The sequence below is a fragment of the Laceyella putida genome, from assembly GCF_042665195.1.
Classification (GTDB): Bacteria; Bacillota; Bacilli; order Thermoactinomycetales; family Thermoactinomycetaceae; genus Laceyella; species Laceyella putida.
In genome coordinates, this window is record NZ_JBHTBW010000019.1 from 200,367 (window position 1) to 224,583 (window position 24,217).

The 24,217-nt window shown below is 47.5% G+C and carries 24 protein-coding genes; 22 read left to right on the plus strand and 2 right to left on the minus strand.

Annotated features, from left to right (window positions below; all coding sequences use genetic code 11):
• Positions 1-123: 123 nt before the first annotated feature.
• From nusB to spoIVB, 13 genes are all read left to right on the plus strand, one after another.
• A complete protein-coding gene (nusB, locus tag ACFQNG_RS07325; RefSeq protein WP_379864243.1) occupies positions 124-558 on the plus strand; it encodes a transcription antitermination factor NusB in 435 nt (144 codons plus the stop codon).
• A gap of 111 nt (positions 559-669) precedes the next feature.
• Positions 670-1,518 carry a bifunctional methylenetetrahydrofolate dehydrogenase/methenyltetrahydrofolate cyclohydrolase FolD gene (gene folD, locus ACFQNG_RS07330; RefSeq protein WP_379864244.1) on the plus strand — a complete coding sequence of 283 codons (849 nt, stop codon included), beginning with the start codon at positions 670-672 and terminating at the stop codon, positions 1,516-1,518.
• A 76-nt stretch (positions 1,519-1,594) separates the two neighbouring features.
• The gene (xseA, locus tag ACFQNG_RS07335) at positions 1,595-2,959 is read left to right on the plus strand and encodes an exodeoxyribonuclease VII large subunit (RefSeq protein WP_379864245.1); all 1,365 of its coding nucleotides are present in this window, start codon (positions 1,595-1,597) and stop codon (positions 2,957-2,959) included.
• On the plus strand, positions 2,952-3,212 hold the full coding sequence (gene xseB / locus ACFQNG_RS07340) for an exodeoxyribonuclease VII small subunit (protein WP_379864246.1): 261 nt from the start codon (positions 2,952-2,954) through the stop codon (positions 3,210-3,212). Before xseA ends, xseB begins: the two co-directional genes overlap by 8 nt.
• Complete coding sequence (locus tag ACFQNG_RS07345) at positions 3,213-4,106, plus strand: polyprenyl synthetase family protein (protein WP_379864247.1); 894 nt, start codon at positions 3,213-3,215, stop codon at positions 4,104-4,106. It begins immediately after the preceding gene.
• Between the two features lie 745 nt (positions 4,107-4,851).
• Positions 4,852-5,475 carry a hypothetical protein gene (locus ACFQNG_RS07350; protein ID WP_379864248.1) on the plus strand — a complete coding sequence of 208 codons (624 nt, stop codon included), beginning with the start codon at positions 4,852-4,854 and terminating at the stop codon, positions 5,473-5,475.
• The gene (gene dxs, locus ACFQNG_RS07355) at positions 5,456-7,342 is read left to right on the plus strand and encodes a 1-deoxy-D-xylulose-5-phosphate synthase (RefSeq protein WP_379864249.1); all 1,887 of its coding nucleotides are present in this window, start codon (positions 5,456-5,458) and stop codon (positions 7,340-7,342) included. Before ACFQNG_RS07350 ends, dxs begins: the two co-directional genes overlap by 20 nt.
• A 9-nt stretch (positions 7,343-7,351) precedes the next feature.
• Entirely contained in the window at positions 7,352-8,197 is an 846-nt protein-coding gene (locus ACFQNG_RS07360; protein WP_379864250.1) for a TlyA family RNA methyltransferase, read from the plus strand.
• A gap of 50 nt (positions 8,198-8,247) precedes the next feature.
• On the plus strand, positions 8,248-8,772 hold the full coding sequence (locus tag ACFQNG_RS07365; protein WP_379864251.1) for a hypothetical protein: 525 nt from the start codon (positions 8,248-8,250) through the stop codon (positions 8,770-8,772).
• A gap of 28 nt (positions 8,773-8,800) precedes the next feature.
• Positions 8,801-9,679 (plus strand): NAD(+)/NADH kinase, encoded by an 879-nt coding sequence (locus ACFQNG_RS07370; protein WP_379864348.1) that lies wholly within the window; start codon positions 8,801-8,803, stop codon positions 9,677-9,679.
• Positions 9,676-10,128 carry a transcriptional regulator AhrC/ArgR gene (gene ahrC / locus ACFQNG_RS07375; protein ID WP_379864252.1) on the plus strand — a complete coding sequence of 151 codons (453 nt, stop codon included), beginning with the start codon at positions 9,676-9,678 and terminating at the stop codon, positions 10,126-10,128. The genes ACFQNG_RS07370 and ahrC overlap by 4 nt, the downstream gene beginning before the upstream one ends.
• A 16-nt stretch (positions 10,129-10,144) precedes the next feature.
• Positions 10,145-11,845, plus strand: a complete 1,701-nt coding sequence (gene recN / locus ACFQNG_RS07380; RefSeq protein ID WP_379864253.1) for a DNA repair protein RecN — start codon at positions 10,145-10,147, stop codon at positions 11,843-11,845.
• A 172-nt stretch (positions 11,846-12,017) separates the two neighbouring features.
• On the plus strand, positions 12,018-13,268 hold the full coding sequence (spoIVB, locus tag ACFQNG_RS07385) for a SpoIVB peptidase (protein WP_379864254.1): 1,251 nt from the start codon (positions 12,018-12,020) through the stop codon (positions 13,266-13,268).
• 84 nt (positions 13,269-13,352) lie between these two features.
• Here spoIVB and ACFQNG_RS07390 read toward each other — a convergent pair whose 3' ends face one another.
• Both ACFQNG_RS07390 and ACFQNG_RS07395 read right to left on the minus strand, forming a co-directional pair.
• The gene (locus tag ACFQNG_RS07390) at positions 13,353-13,607 is read right to left on the minus strand and encodes a hypothetical protein (RefSeq protein WP_379864255.1); all 255 of its coding nucleotides are present in this window, start codon (positions 13,605-13,607) and stop codon (positions 13,353-13,355) included.
• A gap of 233 nt (positions 13,608-13,840) precedes the next feature.
• Positions 13,841-13,972 carry a hypothetical protein gene (locus ACFQNG_RS07395; RefSeq protein ID WP_379864256.1) on the minus strand — a complete coding sequence of 44 codons (132 nt, stop codon included), beginning with the start codon at positions 13,970-13,972 and terminating at the stop codon, positions 13,841-13,843.
• A 126-nt stretch (positions 13,973-14,098) separates the two neighbouring features.
• Between ACFQNG_RS07395 and nfsA the strand changes: the two genes are divergently transcribed.
• The 9 genes from nfsA to ACFQNG_RS07440 all read left to right on the plus strand — a co-directional run bounded on the left by nfsA (position 14,099) and on the right by ACFQNG_RS07440 (position 24,137).
• Positions 14,099-14,848 (plus strand): oxygen-insensitive NADPH nitroreductase, encoded by a 750-nt coding sequence (gene nfsA, locus ACFQNG_RS07400; RefSeq protein ID WP_379864257.1) that lies wholly within the window; start codon positions 14,099-14,101, stop codon positions 14,846-14,848.
• Between the two features lie 270 nt (positions 14,849-15,118).
• On the plus strand, positions 15,119-15,295 hold the full coding sequence (locus ACFQNG_RS07405) for a hypothetical protein (RefSeq protein ID WP_379864258.1): 177 nt from the start codon (positions 15,119-15,121) through the stop codon (positions 15,293-15,295).
• 362 nt (positions 15,296-15,657) lie between these two features.
• Positions 15,658-16,149, plus strand: coding sequence for a DinB family protein (locus ACFQNG_RS07410; protein ID WP_379864259.1), 492 nt, complete (start codon positions 15,658-15,660; stop codon positions 16,147-16,149).
• Positions 16,150-16,499: 350 nt separating this feature from the next.
• Positions 16,500-18,149 (plus strand): recombinase family protein, encoded by a 1,650-nt coding sequence (locus ACFQNG_RS07415; protein WP_379864260.1) that lies wholly within the window; start codon positions 16,500-16,502, stop codon positions 18,147-18,149.
• Positions 18,150-18,344: 195 nt separating this feature from the next.
• On the plus strand, positions 18,345-18,506 hold the full coding sequence (locus tag ACFQNG_RS07420; protein WP_379864261.1) for a hypothetical protein: 162 nt from the start codon (positions 18,345-18,347) through the stop codon (positions 18,504-18,506).
• On the plus strand, positions 18,500-19,333 hold the full coding sequence (locus ACFQNG_RS07425) for an ABC transporter ATP-binding protein (RefSeq protein ID WP_379864349.1): 834 nt from the start codon (positions 18,500-18,502) through the stop codon (positions 19,331-19,333). The genes ACFQNG_RS07420 and ACFQNG_RS07425 overlap by 7 nt, the downstream gene beginning before the upstream one ends.
• 6 nt (positions 19,334-19,339) lie before the next feature.
• On the plus strand, positions 19,340-20,167 hold the full coding sequence (locus ACFQNG_RS07430; RefSeq protein WP_379864262.1) for an ABC transporter permease: 828 nt from the start codon (positions 19,340-19,342) through the stop codon (positions 20,165-20,167).
• Entirely contained in the window at positions 20,151-20,939 is a 789-nt protein-coding gene (locus tag ACFQNG_RS07435) for an ABC transporter permease (RefSeq protein WP_379864263.1), read from the plus strand. Before ACFQNG_RS07430 ends, ACFQNG_RS07435 begins: the two co-directional genes overlap by 17 nt.
• A gap of 1,110 nt (positions 20,940-22,049) precedes the next feature.
• Positions 22,050-24,137 carry a TerD family protein gene (locus tag ACFQNG_RS07440; RefSeq protein WP_379864264.1) on the plus strand — a complete coding sequence of 696 codons (2,088 nt, stop codon included), beginning with the start codon at positions 22,050-22,052 and terminating at the stop codon, positions 24,135-24,137.
• Positions 24,138-24,217 lie beyond the last annotated feature (80 nt).

Below are 24,217 nucleotides of genomic sequence, written 5' to 3' on the forward strand. Positions count from 1 at the left end.
TGAACAAGCGAGTGCCACTCAGAACGGGTGAAGAGTGAGATCAACCATGCTCGATAAAATGGATGCGTCATATTATGGGACCGGGCAGACTCTGCTCGGGCTTCTTTTTGGAGGAAGGTTTTAATGAGCAGAAGAACCGCACGCGAAAGAGTGATTCAGGCATTGTACGAATGCGATTTTCATCCTGATGAAGAAACGAATGTGATCCAGGCGAGAGGAGAAAAATTGGCGCAAGAAGATCGTTCGTTTTATCTCCGGTTGGCCCAAGGAGTGAGGGAGCATCAGGCGACCATCGATTCGATGATTGAAAGCCACCTTAAGGAAGGTTGGTCGCTCGCCCGCATTTCTTCCGTTGACCGTGCCGTTTTGCGTTTGGCGGTATACGAGTTGATGTATGAGACGGATATTCCGCATGCCGCTGTTCTCAATGAAGCGGTGGATTTGGCAAAAGCGTTCAGCGGTGTGGAATCGGGCCGCTTCGTAAATGGAGTGTTGGGTAGACTGGTGGCCGGCTTGAAGCCGCCCCAGCCCATGGGTGAACAAGAAATTGAGACTTAAACGAGGGGTAAATCCCCTCTCATTTTTTCTTTACATCTATATATGAACAGGATAAACTGAACATTAATAGGTTGAATTGCTATTAATGTTAAGAAATAAGGGTGTGAAAAAATGACAGCAACCATTATTGATGGGAAAGCCATTGCACAAGCGGTAAAAAGAAACCTGAAAGGCGAAGCGGACCAATTGAAGGGGAAAGGCGTCATTCCAAGCCTGACGGTGGTGTTGGTCGGAAACCATCCGGCCTCCGAATCGTATGTGAAAGGTAAAATCCGCGCTTCTGAAGAAGTGGGGATCAACTCCCAGCTCATTCGCTTGGAATCGTCTATTTCCGAACGAGCGTTGTTGGACCAGATTGAACAACTCAATGCGGACCCAAGCGTTCATGGCATTCTGGTGCAATTGCCGTTGCCTGACCATATCAATCCGGATAGAGTGATTGCCACCATCTCGCCGGCCAAGGATGTGGATGGGTTCACGCCAATCAATGTCGGCAATTTGGTTATTGGACAAGAGGCGTTCTTGCCTTGCACGCCTTTTGGCATTATGGAATTGTTAAAGCAAAGCGGCACAGAGATTGCGGGAAAACATGCGGTAGTGGTTGGCCGCAGCAATATTGTAGGCAAGCCGATTTCCTTGCTCTTGCAACGGGCCGATGCCACCGTAACGATGTGTCATTCCCGCACCGTGGACTTGGCTTCATATACCAGACAAGCGGATATTTTAATCGCGGCGGTGGGCCGGCCGGAGATGCTTACAAGAGAGCATGTCAAGCCAGGAGCCGTGGTGATTGACGTAGGAGTGAACCGCCATCATGGCAAATTGGTCGGCGATGTGAAGTTTGACGAGGTGAAGGAGATCGCCTCCGCGATTACGCCGGTTCCGGGTGGAGTGGGCCCGATGACGATTGCGATGTTGATGCGCAACACGGTGGAAGCGGCCAAGCGAATTGGCAAATAAGCGTAGACGGTTTTGCCGGAACATGTTATGGTGAGAATGGCTTCAACCATTTTTATTGACGAAGTGAGGGAGCATGATGATCCGTGAGTCCGAACGCGAGGTCTGGTCGGTAACGGATTTGGTTCAGCATCTTTACTACAAACTGGAAAACGACGACAGTTTGAAAGGGGTATGGGTGGAAGGGGAAATATCCAACTTCTCGCAACATACCCATAGTCGCCATATGTATTTTACTTTGAAAGACGAAAACGCCACCCTGAATGCGGTGATGTTTGCCGGAAATAACCGTCGCTTACGGTTTGTCCCCAAAAACGGTGATCGCGTGTTGGTCAAAGGCTATGTTTCCATCTATCAAAAGGGTGGAAGCTTGCAGTTTTATGCCCAAGACATGCGATTGAGCGGTGTGGGTGACTTGTATGTGGCGTTTCAGCGTTTGAAAGAGCAGTTGGCCGCAGAGGGCTTGTTTGAGGCTCCCAAAAAAGCGATTCCTGATTTCCCCAAAACAGTAGGGGTTGTCACTTCGGCACATGGGGCGGCGGTGCGCGACATCATTTCCACCATGCGCCGCCGCTTCCCGCTTACCCGGATCTTATTGTTTCCTGTGTCCGTTCAAGGGGAAAAAGCTCCGCATGAAATAGCGGCAGCGATTGAACAGATGAATCTCCATCGGGAAGCGGATGTGCTGATTGTGGGACGGGGAGGCGGCTCGATCGAAGAGTTGTGGGCATTTAATGAAGAAATTGTGGCCCGCACGATCTATCGCTCAGAATTGCCCATCATCTCAGCCGTGGGCCATGAGACCGATGTGACGATCAGCGATTTTGTGGCCGATGTGCGTGCGGCAACACCAACCGCTGCGGCCGAACTGGCCGTTCCTCATATCGAGGAGATGGAAGAGCGGGTCGCTTTGTTGAAACAACGTTTGCTGAGAGCCCAAGCGTCGGCGCTCAGCCGGGCCAGAGAGCGGTTGGAGAAAAGCGTGGATCATCCCATATTCAAGTACCCTCACGCCCGTTTGCACCAATATGTGCAACGGCGTGATGAGCTGGAAGCGCGGTTGATGCGCGCCATGGCACAACTGGTCAAAGAAAAGAGCCATCGCTTGGCAAGCGAACGCGTTCGTCTGGCGACGCACCATCCGCAAGAACGCATCAAGCAAATGAGGGAGAAAATCGCTACCTTAAAACGGCAACATCGGCAGGAAATGATGCGAAAGCTGAAAGAATGGCGGCAAAAGCATCACTCGTTAGTAGCCCAGTTGGATGCGCTGAGTCCGCTCAAGGTCATGCAACGCGGATATTCGCTCGTCTATCGGCATGGGAGCAACCAATTGGTGAAGTCGAGTCAACAGGTGCAACCCGGTGACCTGATCCGTGTTAGATTGGCTGATGGCCAAATCAAATGTCAAGTATGGAGATCGGAGGGAAAAAGCGATGAGTGATCCTATCGATCTGACTCAACTGGAGTCGCTCCCCTTTGAGAAGGCATTGGAGCGATTGGAAGAAGTGGTGCAGCTGTTGGAGCGTGGGGATGCACCATTGGAACAAGCGATCCAGTTGTTTGATGAAGGGATGAAATTGGCCCATTTTTGCGGCAAAAAGCTGGAGTGGGCGGAGCAACAAGTGGAGATGTTGGTACAGGAAAATGGGGAATGGACGAAAAAGCCGTTTGCTGTAGAGGAGGACTTGGAGTAGGTGCGGATTGAAAGCTACTTGAAAGATAAAGCTGAGCTTGTACATCAGGCCCTTGACGATTACACAACCCAGTTAGAGGGAATTCCATCTACCCTGAAGGAAGCGATGCGTTATTCCCTTTTAGCCGGTGGTAAGCGTTTGCGGCCTGTTCTTGTCTTGGCGACAGTGGAAGCGCTGGGGGGAGACAGTCACAAAGCCTTGCCTTTTGCATGCGCGATTGAAATGATTCATACTTATTCCCTTATTCATGATGATTTGCCGGCGATGGATGATGATGATGTGCGCCGCGGAAAACCGACCAATCATAGGGTATATGGCGAAGCTCAAGCGATATTGGCCGGCGATGCTTTGTTAACGGAAGCCTTCGGTCTTATGGCGCAAGGGGCAAAAGAAACGGGACTTTCACCGGATGTGGCTTTGACCCTGATCGCCGAAGGGTCCCGTGCGGCCGGTGCCAAAGGGATGGTAGGCGGGCAAGTGGATGATCTGTTGAGTGAGAACCAACAGATTACCCTGGCCGAGCTGGAGAGCATCCATCAACGCAAAACGGGGGATCTCATCGCTTTTTCTGTGCGTGCCGGAGCGTTAGTCGGCGGGGCGGATGAAGCGTGCCTGGCTTCTTTGACCCATTATGCTTACCGTTTGGGGTTGGCATTTCAGATTCAAGATGATATTTTGGATGTTGTTGGCGACAGCCAACTGATCGGAAAACCGGTCGGCAGTGATGAAGCCAATCATAAAGCGACTTTTCCCGCTTTGATAGGCTTGGAAAAGTCACGCCAGCGCCTGCTGGAAATGACAGATCAAGCGAAAAACGCGCTTATCGGCCATGCCGGTCTCAATCCGGAACGATTGCTCCAGATTGCAGACTATCTCTTGGCTCGAGATAGGTAAGTTCTGCAAGATGCTAATGCAGTAAGCTTATGCTATAATAAAATGTACTTACGGAAGAGTGGTGCAGTATTCTAGTCAGCCCGCCACCTCTGAAGGCGGGGCTAAAAATCCGCTAAAGGGCACATCGATGAAGTTCTTGGTGTTGGCTTGTGGCGCCCAGCTGCGGGCTGATGCTGAGAGTTAAGGTTGAAGGGCGATCCGCAATGGCATGCGGGCGTTGACCCTTCTTCCGCGGAGGCCCAAGTTCGTCGTGTACGTTCTCACGCGGGAACGACGGTTTGGGGTATGAACCTGCATCTCGGGAGAGAACTGGGTGCAGCGTAGCCTGCCTTGAGTGACAGGGTGGGGATACTTTGTTGGCATAACATGGTTGAAAGCCCTGTTGCAAAAGAGGCTAGGAGACTGGAATGGGCTGTTGAGGAAAACTCCTAGACTGTTTGCTGTAGAAGGCATGGCTATCTAGGGATTAAAGTGCGGACTAAGTGGTAGTCCAGTCCAGCATCCGGTGACGGTGCTGAAAGAGGTTATAAAGGGAAACCGCCCGATTGGCGACGATGGGGATACTTCTTTGGGAAAGCCTACTGGACCTAAGCCGCAGAGTTTACCTAGGTAGTTTCCACTCTTCTCCACATATAGGTGTAAAAACCGGGGAAATTACATACTGACGAAGTGTTAGCTACGGAAACCGGTCCATCTTGAGACCGGCATTTTTCTGGAATGTTGGGGACGAAGGGGACTTTACCTAATGGTTTCATTACTCCGAAAATCAATGCGCTGGGCTATAACGATCAGCCTTCTATCCGCGTCCATTGCTTGTGTATTATCCACCTCTTCCCATACGCTGTTGGCGGGGATGTCTTGGAGTGGAGGGCTCTTGGTCTTATTGATGATCGTGGCGATCGGGATAGGGTTTGACATGTTGGGCATTGCCGCCACAGCCGCTTCAGAAAAGCCGCTTCACGCCATGGCAGCCCAAAAGATCCCGGGGGCCAAGGAAGCGATAGGAATAGTGAGACGGGCTGATCAATTTTCCAACTTTTGCAATGATGTGGTTGGCGATATCAGTGGAGTAATCAGTGGTGCAGTCGCTGTGGCTGTGGTGGCTTCATTTGTGACTTCATTTCCCGAATGGCAACAAGGCAGAGAATGGGTCGATGTCGCATTGGTGTCACTTATTTCCGCGTTGACCGTCGGGGGAAAAGCGCTGGGCAAGACCTTATCCATTCATTATTCCAATCAAATTGTTTTTCAAGTGGGCAAGTTTTTCCATCGGATCAATCAACAGTTTCAACTGTCCTTTTTTCATGTGAAGTCGAAAAAGAAAAGAAAGCGAAAGCGAGGCGTTATTCGTGCTCCTCGAACAGATTAATTCTCCAGATCAACTTAAACGGTTATCTGTAGAAGAATTACCGAAATTAGCAGAGGAAATTCGTCAATTTCTCATAGAGAGCTTATCGAAAACAGGGGGCCACCTGGCGTCCAACCTTGGGGTGGTTGAGCTCACCATCGCTCTCCATTACCTATTTGACAGTCCGCGGGACAAAATGCTGTGGGATGTGGGGCATCAAGCGTATGTCCACAAGATTTTGACGGGACGTCGTGAGATGTTTCCCACGTTAAGGCAATATAAAGGGCTATGCGGGTTTCCCAAGATGAGGGAAAGCGAGCATGACGTGTGGGAAACGGGGCATAGCAGCACTTCCTTATCCGGAGCGATGGGGATGGCCACGGCGCGCGATATCAAAGGTGACGACAACAAAGTAATTGCCATTATCGGCGATGGAGCACTGACCGGGGGAATGGCGCTCGAGGCATTAAACCATATCGGTGAGACCAAAAAAGACCTGATCGTCATTTTAAATGACAACGAAATGTCGATCAGCCCCAATGTCGGGGCCCTGCATAATCATTTGGGACGTTTGCGGACTAATAAAAGCTACAACAAAATGAAAGAAGAAGTGGAACAGCTTCTCATGAAAATCCCCACCGTGGGTGCCCCATTCGCCAAAACGGTGGAGCGGATCAAAGATAGCTTGAAATATCTTGTCGTCTCTGGCGTGTTTTTTGAGACGCTCGGTTTTACCTACTTGGGCCCGGTTGATGGCCACAAGCTGGATGAATTAATGGAAAGCTTGCGGTTGGCCGGAAAGACAAAAGGACCTGTGTTGGTTCATGTTGTGACGAAAAAGGGGTATGGCTACAAACCGGCGGAAAACGATTCGGTTGTTTACCATGGCGTTGGCACTTACAAAATCGAATCGGGAGCATTCCAGAAAAAGGCGAGTGGAGCGCCGGCTTACCCGGCGGTGTTTGGGAATACCCTCGTCCGTTTGGCCGAACAGGATCAACGGATTGTCGCTGTCACCCCAGCGATGTTGACAGGTTCCAAACTGGAGAAATTTCAGGCAACATTTCCAGATCGGTGTTTTGATGTGGGGATTGCTGAGCAGCATGCCGTCACTTTTGCTGCGGGATTGGCCACCCAAGGCCTCAAACCTGTCCTGGCGATATACTCCACCTTCCTGCAACGGGGTTATGACCAAGTCGTGCACGATGTATGCCGCCAAAACCTGCCGGTGGTGTTCGCGATTGACCGAGCCGGGTTTGTGGGAGAGGATGGGGAGACCCACCAAGGAATTTATGACATCAGCTTCATGCGCAACCAACCGAATTTGGTGATCATGATGCCAAAAGATGAAAATGAGTTGCAGCACATGCTCTATACCGCGGTCAAGCACGAGGGGCCGATTGCTGTTCGTTATTCCAAAGAAGCGGGTTTGGGTGTGGCGATGGATGAGGAATTCAAAGAAATTCCAATCGGCAAATCGGAATGCCTGCGCGACGGAAACGACGTGGCCATTCTCGCGTTGGGCACCATGGTGCCGGTTGCGTTGGCCGCAAGTGAGCGCTTGGCGTCCTTGGGGATAGAGGCCCGGGTGATCAATGCCCGATTCGCGAAGCCATTGGATACAGAATGTTTGGATGAGCTGGCACGTGAACGGATTCCTGTCGTCACGGTGGAAGAGGCTTGTATTGCAGGTGGATTTGGAAGCGCAGTACTGGAATATTACGCCGAACAGGAACAAGTTGGGATGAGAGTAAAAGTGCTGGGTGTGCCGGATTATTATGTAGAACATGGTAGCATTGCTGAGCAACGCGCTGAGGTTGGGCTTACGCCGGAAGCGATCGCGGAGGAAGTTCGTCAGCATGTTGCGCAAAAAATCCAGAAAGCATGAGGGTTGCAAGTGGAAAAAGAACGTCTCGATGTATTGCTTGTAGATAAAGGCTTTTTTCCAAGCCGTGAACAAGCGAAACGCTCGATTATGGCAGGGCTTGTGATAGTGAATAATGAACGGATGGATAAAGCGGGGACGAAAGTCCCCGTAGATGCTATTATTGAGGTGAAAGGGGAGCTTCATCCTTACGTTTCCCGTGGCGGCTTAAAGCTGGAAGAAGCCTTGCGCGCTTTTCCGATTCAGATGGTGGGCCGAGTTGTGTTGGATATAGGGGCTTCCACTGGCGGCTTTACGGATTGCGCGTTGCAAAACGGCGCGAAACAGGTGTATGCGATTGATGTTGGCTATGGCCAGTTAGCCTGGAAATTACGTCAAGATGAGCGCGTCATCGTGATGGAGCGAACCAATTTCCGTTATCTTGAACCGCAAGACTTGAAGGGAGATCCTCCTGATTTTGCGGTAATCGATGTTTCTTTCATTTCACTGAGCCACATCTTGCCCGTATTAAAGAAATTATTGCAGCCGCAAGGGGAAGTGATGGCGCTGGTTAAACCGCAATTTGAGGCGGGAAAAGAGCAAGTGGGCAAAAAGGGGATCGTCAAAGACCCATCGATCCACCGTGAAGTGTTGAGCCGTTTTGTGCAAATGGCTACGACGCTGGGTTATGATGTGCGGGGGCTCGCTCCTTCCCCTATCAAAGGGGGCGAAGGAAACATTGAGTTTCTAAGTTATTTGGTCTTGGAACCGCCCACAGAAATCCCGGACTTTCATGAGGAAATAGCCCAAGTCGTCGCCAAGGCTCATGCGAGACACTCGCAAAAGAACGCGCGAATCGACAATCCCTTGAATTTTTAGCAGGGTTCCTTTACCTAGATGCGAATAAATAGGGAAAGGGAGGGAGGGCAATGGCTCAACCTGGGGATACCTTCGTTCTTTTCCTGATGTTAGGTGCCATCATGTACGTCATCGTGATGCAATGGATACCGCGGATAAGAAAAAAATCCGTTCCTGAGACGGATGCGCCGTTTCGGGGAGAAGTGCCGGATCTGTTAAGGGAAAACGGTTATGAAGTCATAAGCGGCAAGCAAAAAGTCCCCCTCTCCATTGAGGTGGATGGCAAGGGTTATGACAGCCGCTTATATATTGATTATATCGCAAGACGGGATGGGGAATGTTATATTGTAATCGTGGCGAGGGAACGGAAACCCTTGCGCCTATCAGGTGCCGGTTTGCGTGATTTTTTTCTGACTCAGTATCTGATGTATCAACCGGACGGCATGTTATATGTTGATCGCGAAAAAAGGTCGGTCAAATGTATACAGTTTGATTTGCCGGAGGTGTCTGTCCATCCCAAACCGTCGCGAAACTGGATGGCGATGGCCGGAGCATTGGGGGTTGGCGTGTTATTGTTGTGGCTGATTCTACTATGATGGACTTGAGGAGATAGAGGTGGAACTGTTGAAAACCATTGGTATCACAGTGAACCAGAGTAAACCAAAGGGAGTGCAAGTGGCGGAGCAACTGGTTCACCTCTTGGAGAAGCGCAAGGCAAAAGTCGTTGTGGACGCAGCTTTGGCTACACAACTTAAACGTCCGGATCTGGGATTGGAGTTGGAACACTTCGCTGACCATGTGCAGCTGGTTTTTGTGTTAGGGGGAGACGGGACTCTCCTCGGGATGGCGCGCCGTTTTGCGGAAGCGCAACTACCGATCCTGGGATTCAACCTGGGGCAACTCGGTTTTCTTTCAGAAGCGGAACCGGATGATTTATCCATGGCCGTTGACCGTGTGTTAAAAGGGGACTATTTCATTGAACAGCGGTTGATGTTAAAGGCGGAAGTATTGCGAGATGGAGCGGTGATTGAAACGGGAACCGCCCTCAATGACATCGGGATCGCCAAAGGTTCCTTTGGTCGGATGATCCAATGCACAGCCTATATGGACGGCATGTTTTTGGGCACATACTCCGGCGATGGTTTGATCGTTTCCACCCCAACGGGATCGACGGCATATTCCCTTTCGTGCGGGGGGCCCATCGTGCATCCGGGAATACAAGTGCTTTTGCTTACACCGATCTGTCCCCACACCCTCACATCGCGGCCGATGGTCTTGCCTGCGGAAGCGGTGTTGGAAATCCATGTCTCCGCTGTTCATCATGAGATGGGAATTACCATTGATGGGCAAATTGGGTATTGTTTGAAGGAAGGGGATGTGGTGCGAGTGAAACGCTCCCGCACACCCGCACACTTGATAAAATGGCAAGACCGTTCATTTTTTGAAGTTGTTCGCAAAAAACTTCAAGGAGAAAGCGTGGATAGTAGGGTAGGAGGAAAGTGATGAAGGCACAGCGTCATATTAAAATTCGTGAAATCATTGGCATGAAAGAGATCGAAACGCAAGATGAACTTGTGGAAGAGTTGAAGCAAGCGGGTTATAACGTTACGCAAGCCACTGTATCCCGTGACATCAAAGAATTGCAGTTAGTCAAAGTTCCTACATCGAAAGGAACGTACAAGTATTCCATGCCTTCTGAAGACAAGCGGATCAATCCGCTCAAAAAGCTTAAACGCACCTTGCAGGAATCGTTCGTTTCGATTGATGCGAGTGAAAATCTGATTGTGTTGAAGACGTTGCCTGGGAATGCCCATGCGATTGCAGCCTTGATGGATCACCTGGATTGGGAGGAGATTTTGGGAACCCTCGCTGGGGATGATACCATCTTGATCATTTGCCGTTCAAAAGAAAAAGCACCAGAGCTAGTGCAACGCTTCTTGGATCTGGTATAAGGGGCGAGAGAAAGAGATGCTCAAAGAACTCGTAATTCGCCAATTTGCGATCATTGAAGAAGTCAGACTGCAATTCAAAGATGGGTTTCATGTGTTAACAGGCGAAACGGGAGCGGGTAAATCCATTTTAATCGATGCGCTCGGCTTGGTGATCGGTGGCCGCGCATCAGCCGACTTTGTGCGGTACGGTGAGGAGAAGGCAGAGATTGAGGCCCTGTTTGAAGTGTCTTCTTCCCATCCTGCTCATGCATTGCTTAGGGAGTGGGGCTTTGCCGACGATGAGTTGGACTCGTTGATCATTCGACGGGAAATCACCGTGAACGGCAAAAGCGTATGCCGTATCAATGGGCGCACCATTACACTAGCCATGCTGAAACAAATGGGACAAACCTTATTGGATATATCAGGACAGCATGAACACCAAGCGCTCTTGCGCGTGGAAGAGCATTTGGCCTGGCTGGATACGTTTGCCGGGAGTGAAGTGATAGAGCTGAGAGAACAGTACGAATCCCGTTATCGCGAATATCAAGCGCTAAAAAAAGAACTGGCCCGTTACCATATGGACCAGAAAGAGTTGGCATACCGGGTGGATATGTTACAGTTTCAGGCACAAGAAATTGAAGCGGCGGCACTGGTGCCTGGTGAAGAAGAAGAACTTGAGCAAGAACGCAACCGATTGGCTCACGCGGAGAAGTTGATGATGCATACGGCTCATGCTTACCAACACTTGAATGGGGAACAAGGCGGGTTGGAGCGGGTTCAAGAAGCGTTGAACCACTTGGAAGGGTTGGTGGAAGTGGATGAGTCGTTGGGCAGTTTGCTGGAAAATGTTCAGTCTGCCTACTATCAACTGGAAGAAGCGGCGCGGGCCATCGGGCGCTATCGGGATGGCTTTGAGTTTGATCCGGGGCGTCTCAATGAGGTTGAAGAACGATTGCATCTGATTAAGCAATTGAAACGAAAATATGGGGAGTCGATTGCCGACATCCTTGCCCACGGGGAAAAAGTGCGGCAAGAGTTGAATCAATTGGAGCATCGCGAAGAGTCCGTCGCCGAACTGGAAGAGAAAATCAGCTCGATTGAAGCCGAGCTCCATGCGATGGCCAAAACGCTTACGCAGTTGCGTAAAGAAGCGGCCGCCCAATTGGAAACGAAAGTGGAGCAAGAACTGGCCGATTTGAACATGGCTTCGACCGTGTTTCACGTGGCCTTTTATTCCGAGTCGTACCAAGCGAATGAGCTTTTGCCGCATGGACAAGATGTGATTGAATTCCAAATTGCCCCCAACCCGGGCGAACCGTTAAAACCCCTGACCAAAATCGCCTCAGGTGGGGAATTGTCACGCATTATGCTTGCTTTAAAGTGTATTTTTACCGCAACGGACAGCGCGCATACATTGGTCTTTGATGAAATTGACACAGGTGTGAGCGGGCGGGCGGCACAAGCGATCGCCGAAAAAATCGCGGTGGTTTCTAAGCAAAACCAAATCTTATGCGTAACCCATTTGCCGCAAGTGGCCTGCATGGCTGATCATCATTTCTATATATCCAAAGAGCTGCAGGATGATAAAACACGCACGAAAGTGGAACCTTTGGATCGTCGTGGACGCACCATGGAATTGGCCCGCATGCTGGGTGGAGTTGAAGTGACAAACCGGACGATGCAACATGCGGAAGAGATGATTCGCATGGCCGAAAAAGTGAAGCGGAACAGATGAATGCCGTTGATTGGATCGAGGGATGATGCCTTTGGTCGGTCAAAGGCATTTTTTATTTGCCGGAGGAAGCATTTGTCGAACATAAAAGCAGAAAGGCACGGTTAACTTAAAGTTAGTAAAGACCTCGAATAAGGCGGAGGGGTAGGCGGGAAGCTTGAGGAGAGTGATGAAAATGAACAGGATTTCAGCAAAACAATGGTTTGGTTTTCTCCTCGTGCTTCTCATCATGTTGGGAAGTACCACCACGACGTTTCGCCAATTTACCAACTTTCCCCATGAAATTCGTCTCTTGCAGGGAGAATGGTGCAAACTTCAGCTTTCCATGCCCGTTTCGGCTACCGCCAGTGTTTCCAATCCCGATATCCTTCATGTGAATGGTTTGGCGAAAGCCCATGTGCCACTTGATCTCCATCACCCCATGACCTTGTTATCCCAGGCGGTAGGAAAAGCCCATCTGACATTAAAATTATTTGGCAGGCTCCCGATCAAAAATGTGGATGTCCATGTGTATCCCAATCTGAAAGTGGTGCCTGGTGGACAATCCATTGGTGTCAAGTTGCGTTCGGATGGGGCGTTAGTCGTGGGACATCATGTGGTGCACGGCAAAAAAAGCGAACAAAAATCACCAGCGGAACAAGCAGATATTCGTGTAGGGGATTATCTTGCGCAAATCAATGGCGTGTCGGTGAAACAGATTGGGGATGTCGCCAGAGCGGTGAATAAAGCCGGCAAAGCGAAACAAATGCTGCGGTTGGTGATCATACGGGATGGGAAAAAAAGAAACGTGTCGATTCGACCTGTGTTTGATGAAAAAGAACAGATGTACCGTTTGGGTCTTTACATCCGAGATTCTGCAGCAGGGGTGGGAACACTAACGTTTTATGATCCAACCCATCAGGTATACGGCGCTTTGGGCCATGTCATTACCGATATGGATACAGGCCAGCCGATTCGGGTGGGTGATGGCAAAATCGTGCAATCCAGTGTTACGTCGATTCAAAAAGGGGAGTCAGGGGAACCTGGCGAAAAACGGGCAATTTTTTTCCAAGAAGATCAGGTCTTGGGCAACATCAAGAAGAACTCGCCGTTTGGCATCTTTGGGCAGATGGGCAAAATTCCAGCTGGAGGCAAAGCTGAGTCCATCATTCCCGTTGCTTTGGCTGATCAGGTAAAAGAGGGGCCAGCAAAGATTTTGACGGTGGTCGACGGACAAAAAGTAGAATCATTCGATATCCAAATTCTGCACGCACTACGGCAAAAGTATCCGGCAACCAAAGGATTGATCATTAAGGTAACGGATCCCCGTCTTTTGAAAAAAACGGGAGGAATTGTTCAAGGGATGAGTGGCAGCCCGATTATCCAAAACGGAAAATTAATCGGAGCCGTCACGCATGTATTTGTGAACACACTACACCAACTTTAATGGAAAGCAGTGTTTGCAAGGGGTTTGGGATGAGGGGGGCTTTTCTGTAGCTCCGCTTTTAAACGTATTTTGGATGGGTCGGTTTTAAAGGGAGTGATCAACGGCTCTTAACTCAAATCTCCCGTTTTTATATGAGATATGCAGGCGATGTAAATGTGGAACAACATCTTCCCGGTAGTAGATGGTTAATCCGTTTGCCTCCGTTACATAATCCCCATCTTTAAAATGGTCCAACGTTAAATGAAACTTGGATAACCCGCATGTGCTTTTCTCGTTGTATCCGATTCGAACCCCGCTTTTCTTTCGCTTTTTCATCAGTTGTTGAAGAAATTGGCTCATTCGTGACAACCACTGCAAATCACCTCATGGCATTTGGTTTATTTAAGTCCGGTTCATTCTTCTATCCATCTTTATCATTCAGATCATTGCACTCTGATAGTTACATTGGTAATGTGCCGATGTCATTCTAATAGTTAAATATACTATAATGATCAGAGGATACCATGATCAATATAAGAGCATAGATCCTCTTCTTTCATACATATAATCGATTGGCAAATATTCCATTTAAATTATTGGGACATGTTCGGCAAATCAAGTTGATTGATAGGAGGCGTCGGAAAAACCTTTTCCCGATAAGCGCCGATGGACAAGTGAAGTGAATGGGAAAACGGGTTTGGAGCGATCGCGATCGCAATAGCCATTTCTCCATCCAAAAGATGGTTTTGAAATAGCTTCTAGAAAAACGCACTGTACAAGGTATTAAGTATGATGACGAAGAAGCAATTTATAGGTAAAACGAATTTAAATGTTAGTTGGAGGGATCAAGAGTGAATCAAGTGATTGAAACAATTTTAAAGCATCGTTCCATCCGCCAATATGACGATCGTCCTTTAACAGACGAACAGATTCGTACGATTGTCGAAGCTGCTCAAGCTGCTTCTACGTCAAGTTATATCCAGGCTTACTCAATTATTGGCATTAAGGATCCTAAGAAAAAGAAAAAACTTGCTGAATTAGCCGGCAATCAACCGTATGTAGAGAAAAACGGCCATTTATTGGTTTTCTGCGCAGATTTGCATCGTCATGATGTAGTGGCTCAAATGGAAGGAAAAGATCTTACATCCTCTCTTGAAAGTACCGAAAAATTCATGGTGTCTCTGATTGATGCGGCATTGGCGGCGCAAAATGCAGCCATCGCGGCGGAGTCAATGGGTCTTGGGATTTGTTATATTGGAGGACTGCGAAATAATTTGAAAGAAGTAGCAAAAGTATTGCGTACACCAGAACGGGTGTTACCGCTTTTTGCCATGACAATAGGATATCCGCTTCATGAATCCTGCAAAAAACCTCGCTTACCATTTGAACATGTTTACCATGAAGAGGAATACGAGCAAGATGAAAATCGGTTAAAAGAACAACTGCAACAATATAATGACATCATTAAAAAGTATTATAGAGAACGTACAGGCGGGGTCCGTAATGATACATGGACAGGCCAGATGGCTCAAAAGCTTTCACATCCAGCCAGGATGTATATGAAAGAGTTTGTTGAGAAGCAAGGCTTTAATAAAAAGTAAACACTAGGAAAAAATGTAAGTTGCTATTTGGAAGCGAAAGTTGAAATCATAAGGGTCTACCCCATTGGGACTAATAAGGGGAATGTTCGTGGCTTAGGTTGGTTGGTCTTGGGTGTGATTTTTCAGAATTTAAAATCCGTTTCTGTGGCAAGCGTTTTGTCGAAACTGGCTGTAAGGAGAAAAAACTGCATGAAACTCTTTCTACATTGAAAATCTAAAAAGACAGTGATTGGTTAAATTCGATTAACCCTTGAAGGAGGAAAGAATATAATGAGTTCGGCAAAGAAAGCCACGAATGGCAGGGTCAACGAAAGGGCCCAAGCAAACGGAACAGTATTCAGCTCTAACAATTGCACCTACTACATGGAGTGGGGAAATGAACTGGGCTATGAGAAGACGAAGGAGGACCTTTGCCGGGTGTTGGCCAAAATCGAATTGGGTATATAGTGGTAGAAACATGTCATGCTAAGTATGAATAATGCTGTCCGTGTGTAATTCGTTCAATTCATCAAAGTCTGTGAACCTCCCGGGGTTTTTACATGATCGGAGGCTTACAGACTTTTTTGACTCAAGGTATGATAACTGGCGAGAACTACTGAAAGCAGCGGGATAAACATCTGCCCTTGACTGGCTGTATGTGGACCATAAGAAACCTTAATCATTTTATATAGTTTTACGAACTCTCCTGTGGCAGTTCAAGCCAGTACGATGATTACACCCCATAATGATACTAAAGGCCACTTTATTCCCCGAGAATAATTGTTAAAATTCGAAATAGATTAACTGTTTCTTTAAGGAGGGAATCAACATTGGATATTAAACTGGGGTGTCTGACGTATTGGCAACAAGAACGCAAAAAAACGATTGAAATGGTCGATTTGATTCCGCAAGAACATGCCGAGTACCGTGTTTCTGAAGACACCATGTCCTTTCGAGAGCATGTCTTGCATCTTTTGTCTATTGAATTTTCATTTATTGAAGGATTGCTGGGAAAAGGATGGGACTTTGACCGTCATGAAGGCTCATGGAGAATATGGGAACCGTATCAATCTGAAAAATACGTTTCTTTGTCCGATGCCAAAAAAGCATTGCAAGAAGGAACGGTTAAACATCGCGAACTTTTGGAAAGCTTGGAGAATTGGACAGAGCCGATCGAAAACCCATTTGCCCCTCCTTTGCCCGCATTTATGCTTTTGCAGATCTTGATCAATCATGAGAACGATCACCGTGGCCAATTGTTCGTCTATCTCAAACAGCATGGGGTGTCCGTACCCACTCCCGGAGTGTACGGGGCCGATTAAGCAAGGGCCACGCATATCCTTTGGGTTTCTCACTGGCCTAAAGCCCCCTAACGTGTTTAGGGGGCTAAATGTCTTTATGTTTAATTGGGCAAGCGTTTCCAACCTTTCAGGAATGAAAGATCTTAATTGCTGATTTGAAGCTCAAGAATGCTGCTAAGCATGGCGATATATGAAGCTGAAACGGGACGGCCTGTTATGAGGGGGTCTTTGTTCTGTTTGAGTGCAATAAAAAGTGGTCGCGTTATCATCGCATTTAGTTGGAGCGTTCACGGGAAAGTTGAAGCAGTGACAAACTTAGAATATAATAGTTTCGAACTTATATCTTTGTCTAACCGGGGGTGCAGCCATAGATGTACGACAAGATTAATAAGTATAACTTTAAAAAAGTGGCCCTTTACATCCGTCGTTCCCGCGCGGATGAAGAGCGTGAAAAGCGAACGGGAGAAGATACCCTGGTTGGACAATTGATGTACATGGAAAAATATCTGAGTAATCTCGGAATCACAGATTACGATGTATATAAAGAGGTTGCTTCAGGGGCATCCATTGAGAACCGGAAAGTGTTTAAAGGCTTATTGAAATTGATCGACCAGGGCGTTTATGATGCCATTGCCGTTAAGGAAACCAGCCGTATCACGCGGGGTGCCTATCAAGACTTGGCGGATATTGAGCGCATTTTCAAGAAAAACCGGATCAAAATCATTGTGGATGGGGACATTCTTGACCTCAATGAATACCAGGCGGCGTTTACCTATGATATGCAACTTTTCATGTCCAGGGCGGAATTGAAACAGTATACGAACCGTGTCACCTCCGCGAAAAAAACATTCGCCATGATGGGCAAGTGGATGCCGGGGGGCAATGCGGTTCCTTACGGGTACAAGGTGGATGAAAAGTCAAGAAAGCTGGTTCCGGATGAAGAGAAAGCTGAACTGATTAAGTTCATCTATCATACCTATGTTTACGGAAAAGACGGGAAAGAGTATGGCTATCGCGCGATCTCCAATGAGCTTTTCCGTTTGGGCATCAAATCGCCGCGCGGTTCGGATCGGTGGGACCAGTCGGTGATCAAGAAAATCTTGACCAATCCCGTGTACAAGGGCGATGTCCGATATAACTACACGGAAGAAGTGGAAAAGGGCAAAAAGCAACTGCGCCCGGAAGAAGAGCGCATTTATGTGGAAAACGCCCATGAACCGATCATTGATCCCGAACTTTGGGAGAAGGCGTTTGAGAAGAGCAAGAACCCCAGGAACAACAAGCATAAAGGCAATCCCTTCAAGGAAGTGTCACCCCTCACCGGTCTGATCGTCTGCGCCAACTGCGAGAAACACATGTTTAAAAGCACGCAGTACAAACAAAGAAAAAACGAACATGGCGAAATCGAGAGATATCCAGTCGTTCAATTGCGTTGCCGGACGTTGGGCTGCAAAAACGATGTGAAGTATGAAGCGGTTGAGGATGCGGTGGTGGGTTACCTTAAATTCATGTTGGCCCTGGACCGCTCAGAGTTTGCCAACTACATTCATAACATCATTCGCGTTGAAAACAGATTGGACGAATTTCATCTCCAGCACAAAGAGGCGCAGATTGAGCGGATCGGCAAAGAGATCGAGAAGTGGAACAAGCGGCTGAAAGTGGCCAAGGAAATGCGGGAAGACGGCGAATACACCCGCGAAGAATTCCTTGAGCGCAAAAAAGAGATCGAAGAGGAGATCAGGGAGCTCCGCGTCATCGAACAGAAGCTCTTGCATGCCGACGAAACGGCTGTGGGCTTGACTGAGGAAGACATCGACAATGCACGGGAAAACATTGAAGTCATCCATGATTACTATTTGCGCGCAAAATCGAATGAGCGAAAAAACGAACTCCTGTCGGCCATCTTTTATGAGATTGTCGTGAAGAAGATCAAATCTGGCTATGGCAGCAAACCTCCCGAGTTGGAACTGCGGTGCAAGCTGAAAGAGGTTGTTCGCTTAAAGAATTTGGTGTCGGCGTAGGGGGTTGATCTGAAACAAGGAACACAAAGTGTGAGCCAATCTATAAAGTGACGAAATGAGTATTATTGCCCCAACTCTTTAAAGGATTGGGGTCTTTTTTTGCGAAAAAATATGGAGCAAAATGGTGTACACAGGTAATATAAATAGTTTAAAATAGTCGAAATAAATTTTTCGCCGAAAGGAGAGGAAGACATCATGACCTTGGCCATCCATGTTAAAGGACTTTCAAAATCCTTTACGGTCAAGCACAAAAAAACCGGCTTGCTCGAATCGATGAAAAGTTTGGTTCATCCCACCCTCTCCGAACAAACGCTGTCCACCCCATTGACTTTCAAGTTGATCAAGGCGAAATATTAGCGTTTCTTGGACCGAATGGAGCGGGAAAATCGACAATCATCAAAATGTTGACGGGGATTCTGCATCCAACCAACGGACACGCCGAGGTGCTTGGTTTCAATCCATGGCAAGAACGGGCAAAGCTCGCCTTTCATATTGGCTCTGTTTTCGGTCAAAAGTCACAACTATGGTACCATTTGCCGCCGATCGACACATTTGAGCTGATGAGCCGGATCTACGAGCTGCCGCGTGGCGATTACCACAAGCGGCGTAAGGAGCTGATCGAACGGTTTGAACTGGGGGAATTTCTCGAAACCCCTGTGCGCAAATTGTCACTCGGTCAACGGATGCGTTGCGAAATTGCCGCCACCCTGTTGCATCGCCCGAAGATCGTTTTTCTTGATGAACCGACCATCGGCCTCGACGTGGTTGTTAAACATAAAATCCGCGACCTGATCAAGGAGATGAACAAAGAAGAGGGCACGACTCTTTTTCTTACTTCCCATGATGCGGGCGATATCGAACAGCTTTGCAAACGGGCCATCGTCATCAATCATGGCCGGATTATTCTGGATGACACGGTCTCCAATATGAAACGACAATTTTTGAAACACAAGACGATTCACTTAAAATTGCAGGAAGTGCCAAGCCGTTTCGACATTCCCGGCGTGAAATTGGTCAAACAAAAGGGTGCGGGTCTTCGCCTCTCTGTGGATACTTCGCAAACTTCCATCGAGAACGTCCTTTCCCACATCGTGCAAAACTATCATCTGGTTGACGTTACCATTGAAGATCCTTCGATGGAGGAAATTATCACGCACATCTATGCACAGCGGAGAGGAGGTTGATTAAAGATGAACACACTCTCCACCAAAAGCTGGCGCTTGCGCGACAAAGTGCAAAAATATATCTCCGTCGGGTACATTACCGTGCGCAATAACTTTGCGTACCTGCGTTCTTTTTTCATTCGCTCCTGGTTTTTGCTTATCATCTTATTCATCTTCGTTCAGCTCTGGCGGATCACGTATCAAGGTGAAGGTTCGGAGGTGATTGCCGGATACACTTTTGAACAGATGATCTGGTATCTCATCTTCGCCGAAGCCATCATTCTATCGTCGCCACGCCTTCCGATCAAGATTGAAGAAGAAGTGAAAAAAGGAGACGTGGGTTATCAACTGACTCGTCCCATGAGCTATCTCCTTTATCACTACTTTTCCTATTTGGGGGAGGCGTACGTTCGTCTTATCGTCAATATCGTTCTCGGCAGTGCGCTTGGTCTGGTTTTGTTTGGACGGCCCGACTTTGGTTGGGGGTTGTTCGGATTTTTTGTCGTCTCGATCGGCTCATTTACGGTCAATTATCTTATGACGATGATGCTATCCCTTTGCTCGTTTTGGGTGGAGGAGACACGGGGGCTTGTATTTGTATACAATAAGATTCTTTTCATTATTGGCGGTCTGATGTTGCCATTGGAGATATTTCCCCCTTATTTGCAAGCCATTTCGCACTGGTTGCCCTTTCAAACGGTCGCGTATTTCGCAGCGAAAGCAGGGGTGCATTTTGCGTGGATCATGATCGGCAAAATGCTAATGATCCAGTTGATCTGGATTGTTTTCCTCTCGTTTCCGCTTCGCATCATCTATCGGAAGGGAGTGCGCAAACTACATGTCAACGGTGGCTAAATATATTCGGTTTGCACTCGCATGCTGGAAGCTCAATCTTGCTGGTGCGATGGAATTTCGTTTAAGTTTCTTCATGACGGCGGGCATGATGATCATCAACAATGTCGTTTGGATTTTCTTTTGGCAGATTTATTTCGATCGCTTCCAGCTCGTCAATGGCTGGGAAGTGTCGGATGTGATGATGCTGTGGGCCGTAACAGCGGGGGGGTTTGGGCTTGCCAATTCTTTATTTGGCAATGCTGACAACATTGGAAACATCATCGTCACCGGGCAGCTGGATACCTACCTTGCCCAGCCGAAACCGGTCCTGCTGCACGTCTTAATTTCTCGCATGTCCGTTTCCGCTTTGGGAGATCTGATCTTCGCTCTGCTCGTCTTCGGCTACTTTGGCGAACACACCTGGACCGGTGTGCTCAAATTTGCGGTGGCGCTGTTCCTTTCCATGTTGATCTTTGTCTTTTTTTCCGTGTGCATACAGTCTCTCGCCTTTTATGTCGGCAACTCGGAAGGGTTGATCGGGCAAGAGTTGATTGTTACTTTCGCAACTTACCCAACGGACATCTTCCGTGGGATGACTAAAGTCCTCCTGTTTACAGCCCTGCCGGCCGGATTCATTTCTTACATGCCGATTGGTTTGCTCCGTGAAGTCCAACCGCTGTTTTTTGGCGCGGCGATCGGTGTCACCTCAATCTTGGTGTTTGGCGGCACAGCTCTGTTTTATCGTGGACTTAAACGTTATGGATCTGGGAATGTGGTGGGAATGCGAATGTAGTTCGAAAAAATCTGCAAGGCGGAAGCTATTTCAAAACCATCTTTTGGCTGGAGAAATGGCTATTGCGATCGCTCCAAAACCATTTTCCCATTGGCTTCACTTGTCCATCGGCGCTCATCGGGAAAAGGTTTTTCCGCTCATCAACGACTTTTGAAATAACTTGTAGCCAAAGAGGAACAAGGGGAAGGGGAGTTTTATGAGATCATAAAAAATGATGATTTAGGGTGTCAAGTAGGGCTCCCCTTCGTTCCTTCAAGGTAACTTGGCTTATGTCAGGAATCTCAGGAGTTCCAATATACCTACCTACCACTTAACTATCCAATATTACATGGTTAATCCGCGATAGCTGTTTTTTCTTTAACTTAATGCCGCATTTACAGATAATACTATGCTTAAGATTTTTTATCTCCGATTGGCACTTCGGACAAACCATTTTTTGAGGTATCACTTTGGTTCCCACCTTTCTAATGAATTAAATCTATGTTGCATCTAACATATGTGTAACTTCTGGATGCAACTTTTGTACGTATTTCGACGAATCGGGAATTTGTGTCAGACGTTGGTGGCCGGAAATAGTTGGCGTTTCATGCAGCTGTAACCACTTTCCTTCATAATCATTCAGCTACAAAACCGACAGGGCATAAATAAATGATCGGTAACCTTTTTATATGATATCGAGTTAGATCAGTTTAATGATAACATCTATCAGTAGAAAACCAATACTTATTGATAATAATTATAAATAAATAACATTTATAAAGAGGGGCCATGGCGCTGGTGGCGTCGTAAAGCTTTTAGTAATGGAAAGTCTATGAACCTCCTAGGTTTTTCATGATCGAAGGTTTATAGACTTTTTTGGCTTGGAGTATGATGAAAGTGGTTGGTATGATTGATGTTTTTGCAAGCATATTGGTATATATTTCTTAATATTGACAATATAATCTTCGTTACAAATAACCTTTGACATTTTTTGAATAGTATTTTATTCTGAAAGGGAAATCAGGCTATGATGTTCCTTCCTTCTATTTACCTCCTTAAAGAGACTAGGGACATCACTCTCCTGATTTTTTTATTGAACAAATATTTTATCAAATAAGGTGCCGCTCTATTATGAAAAATACCATTTACCTTAGAAGAAAACATAAGGTGATCATCCAAGCGGGACAAGATCATCTGCCTGATGCGTATCTGGCTACCTCCTTAAAAAACTTAGAAAGCCTTGGGTACACTTTCTCGATAAAGCTGATCGAACAAGTTCGCACGCTGTCTCTTGATGATTTTGCCGGATTCTATAATCAATTGATAAAAGACATAATGAAAATGGTGGGGGCCCATGTCCATTATCAACCGATGTACCCCAACTTTCCGCAGCAAGTGATGGAAGCGGAGGAGAGTGCGCTTTACATCAATGCCATCATCCATTACCTTACCCACCTTTTCCCCAAAACTGAAGTAAAAGAACGTTTGCCTTTGCTTGATCGAGTGGACTTGAAAGTCATCGATTTAGGGAGCGATCAAGAATTCAATGAAATGGTCAAGCATTTGCTTTCAGCCAATACCTCCATTTCTGACACAGATAAAGGAGATATTGAGTGGGCGATCGCGCATTCTGACGATGTCCAATCCCTTCTTCCTCCTGAAATTCCATTGAAGGAAAATGTGGGTTTTGTGGTAGGAGTCTTGTTGAAATATGAGAAAGCTTCGATGGTTCCGCTTTCGCCCTACTTTAAGACGGCAACGGATGTGTTGCGTTTGGAGACAGCACTTTCTGACGGGGATGTAAGCCTTGCTTCAAACACGAAGTTCAAAAAATTTAAACGCTCTGAAAGACGGTTGATGTTGGGCCTGTTGGAACAATGCCCCCACATCACAGAGGACATGTTGAGACATAAAAATCGCTGGATCCGATTGGGAGAAATCCTTCATCCCGGGGAATATAAAAATCAATTTCACAAGTGCCGCGAAGCGTTTGATGTCCTCAGGAACAACAAAGCGTTCAAAACGTTTGGCAGCGAAGTGGAGACGGCTTTACTCCATAAGAACATGTCCAAAGCCATATCGTTACTGAAAACGCGTCCCGGCGAATTTGCAAGGAGATTGGACCATTTGTTGCGGACAGTGAGCGATCCCCAAGTGGTCATTACCCCTTTTGCCGAAGTCGCTGACCGCGTATCGACACCCATATTACTTCAAGTCCTGGCCCACTTTGCTCACCGGCATGAGTATCCTGACACCCGCATCTTTTTTCCCAAGGGAAATGTCGCAAAAGTGATGGGAATCAAAAATAAATTGCCCGCTTTGGATCGAGAGGTTTGCCTTTCGATGATTCACATCTGCCAAGCCACATTGACAAAGCGGTTTTCGGCACTTCCTTCTTTGGGCAATGTGTTTATCGACAAACGGTTAAAAAATTTTGTGGTGCCTTTTTCCCTGCGTTCCGCCAGCAAAGCGCGACGTACGCTGGTCCGGGGCAGTCAACTGGACATTCCGGAAGGGAACACGATTCGCTTTTTCACTTGGTGGAAAGAAGGCAAGGTGAACGGCATAGAAACGGGGGATGTCGACATCGACCTGTCGGCGGTCATATATGATGACAAATGGTGGTACAAAGAGCATATTTCCTTCACTAATTTAAAATCTGCCGCCTACAATGCATGCCATAGCGGGGATATTGTGTCTGCCCCCGATGGGGCTTGTGAATTTATCGATGTGGATATTCCATCGGCTTTGCGCCATGGTGCACGGTATGTGATCATGTCGTTGCATTCCTACTCCAAGCATCCCTTCAGCGCCTTGCCGGAATGCTTTGCCGGGTGGATGATCCGCCAACACCCCAACTCCGGTGAAGTGTTCGAACCGGCGACGGTGCAGGAAAAGGTGGACCTGGCGGCAGATACGCAAATCTGTATTCCGGCGGTCATTGATTTAAAAGAACGGAAAGTGATTTGGGCGGACTTGGCTCTGAAGCGACATCCGGACTTTTATAATACCGTTGAAGGAAACCAGAGAGGCATGGTGCTGATGGGGAAGGCCATCACGACCCTTATCAAGCCGAATCTGTACGATCTGTTCCAATTGCACGGCATCGCCAGGGGTGTGCTCGTTGAGGAGAAAAGAGGGGCGGATACGGTGTTTGCGGTTCAAGAAGGGATCACACCATTTGATATGGAGAAAATCATGGCGGAATTTTTGGTTTAATCCGTCGAAAACCCAGAGTCTGTGAACCTCCTGTGATTTTTGCATGATCGGAGGTTCCAGACCTTTTTTTGCCTTGGGTC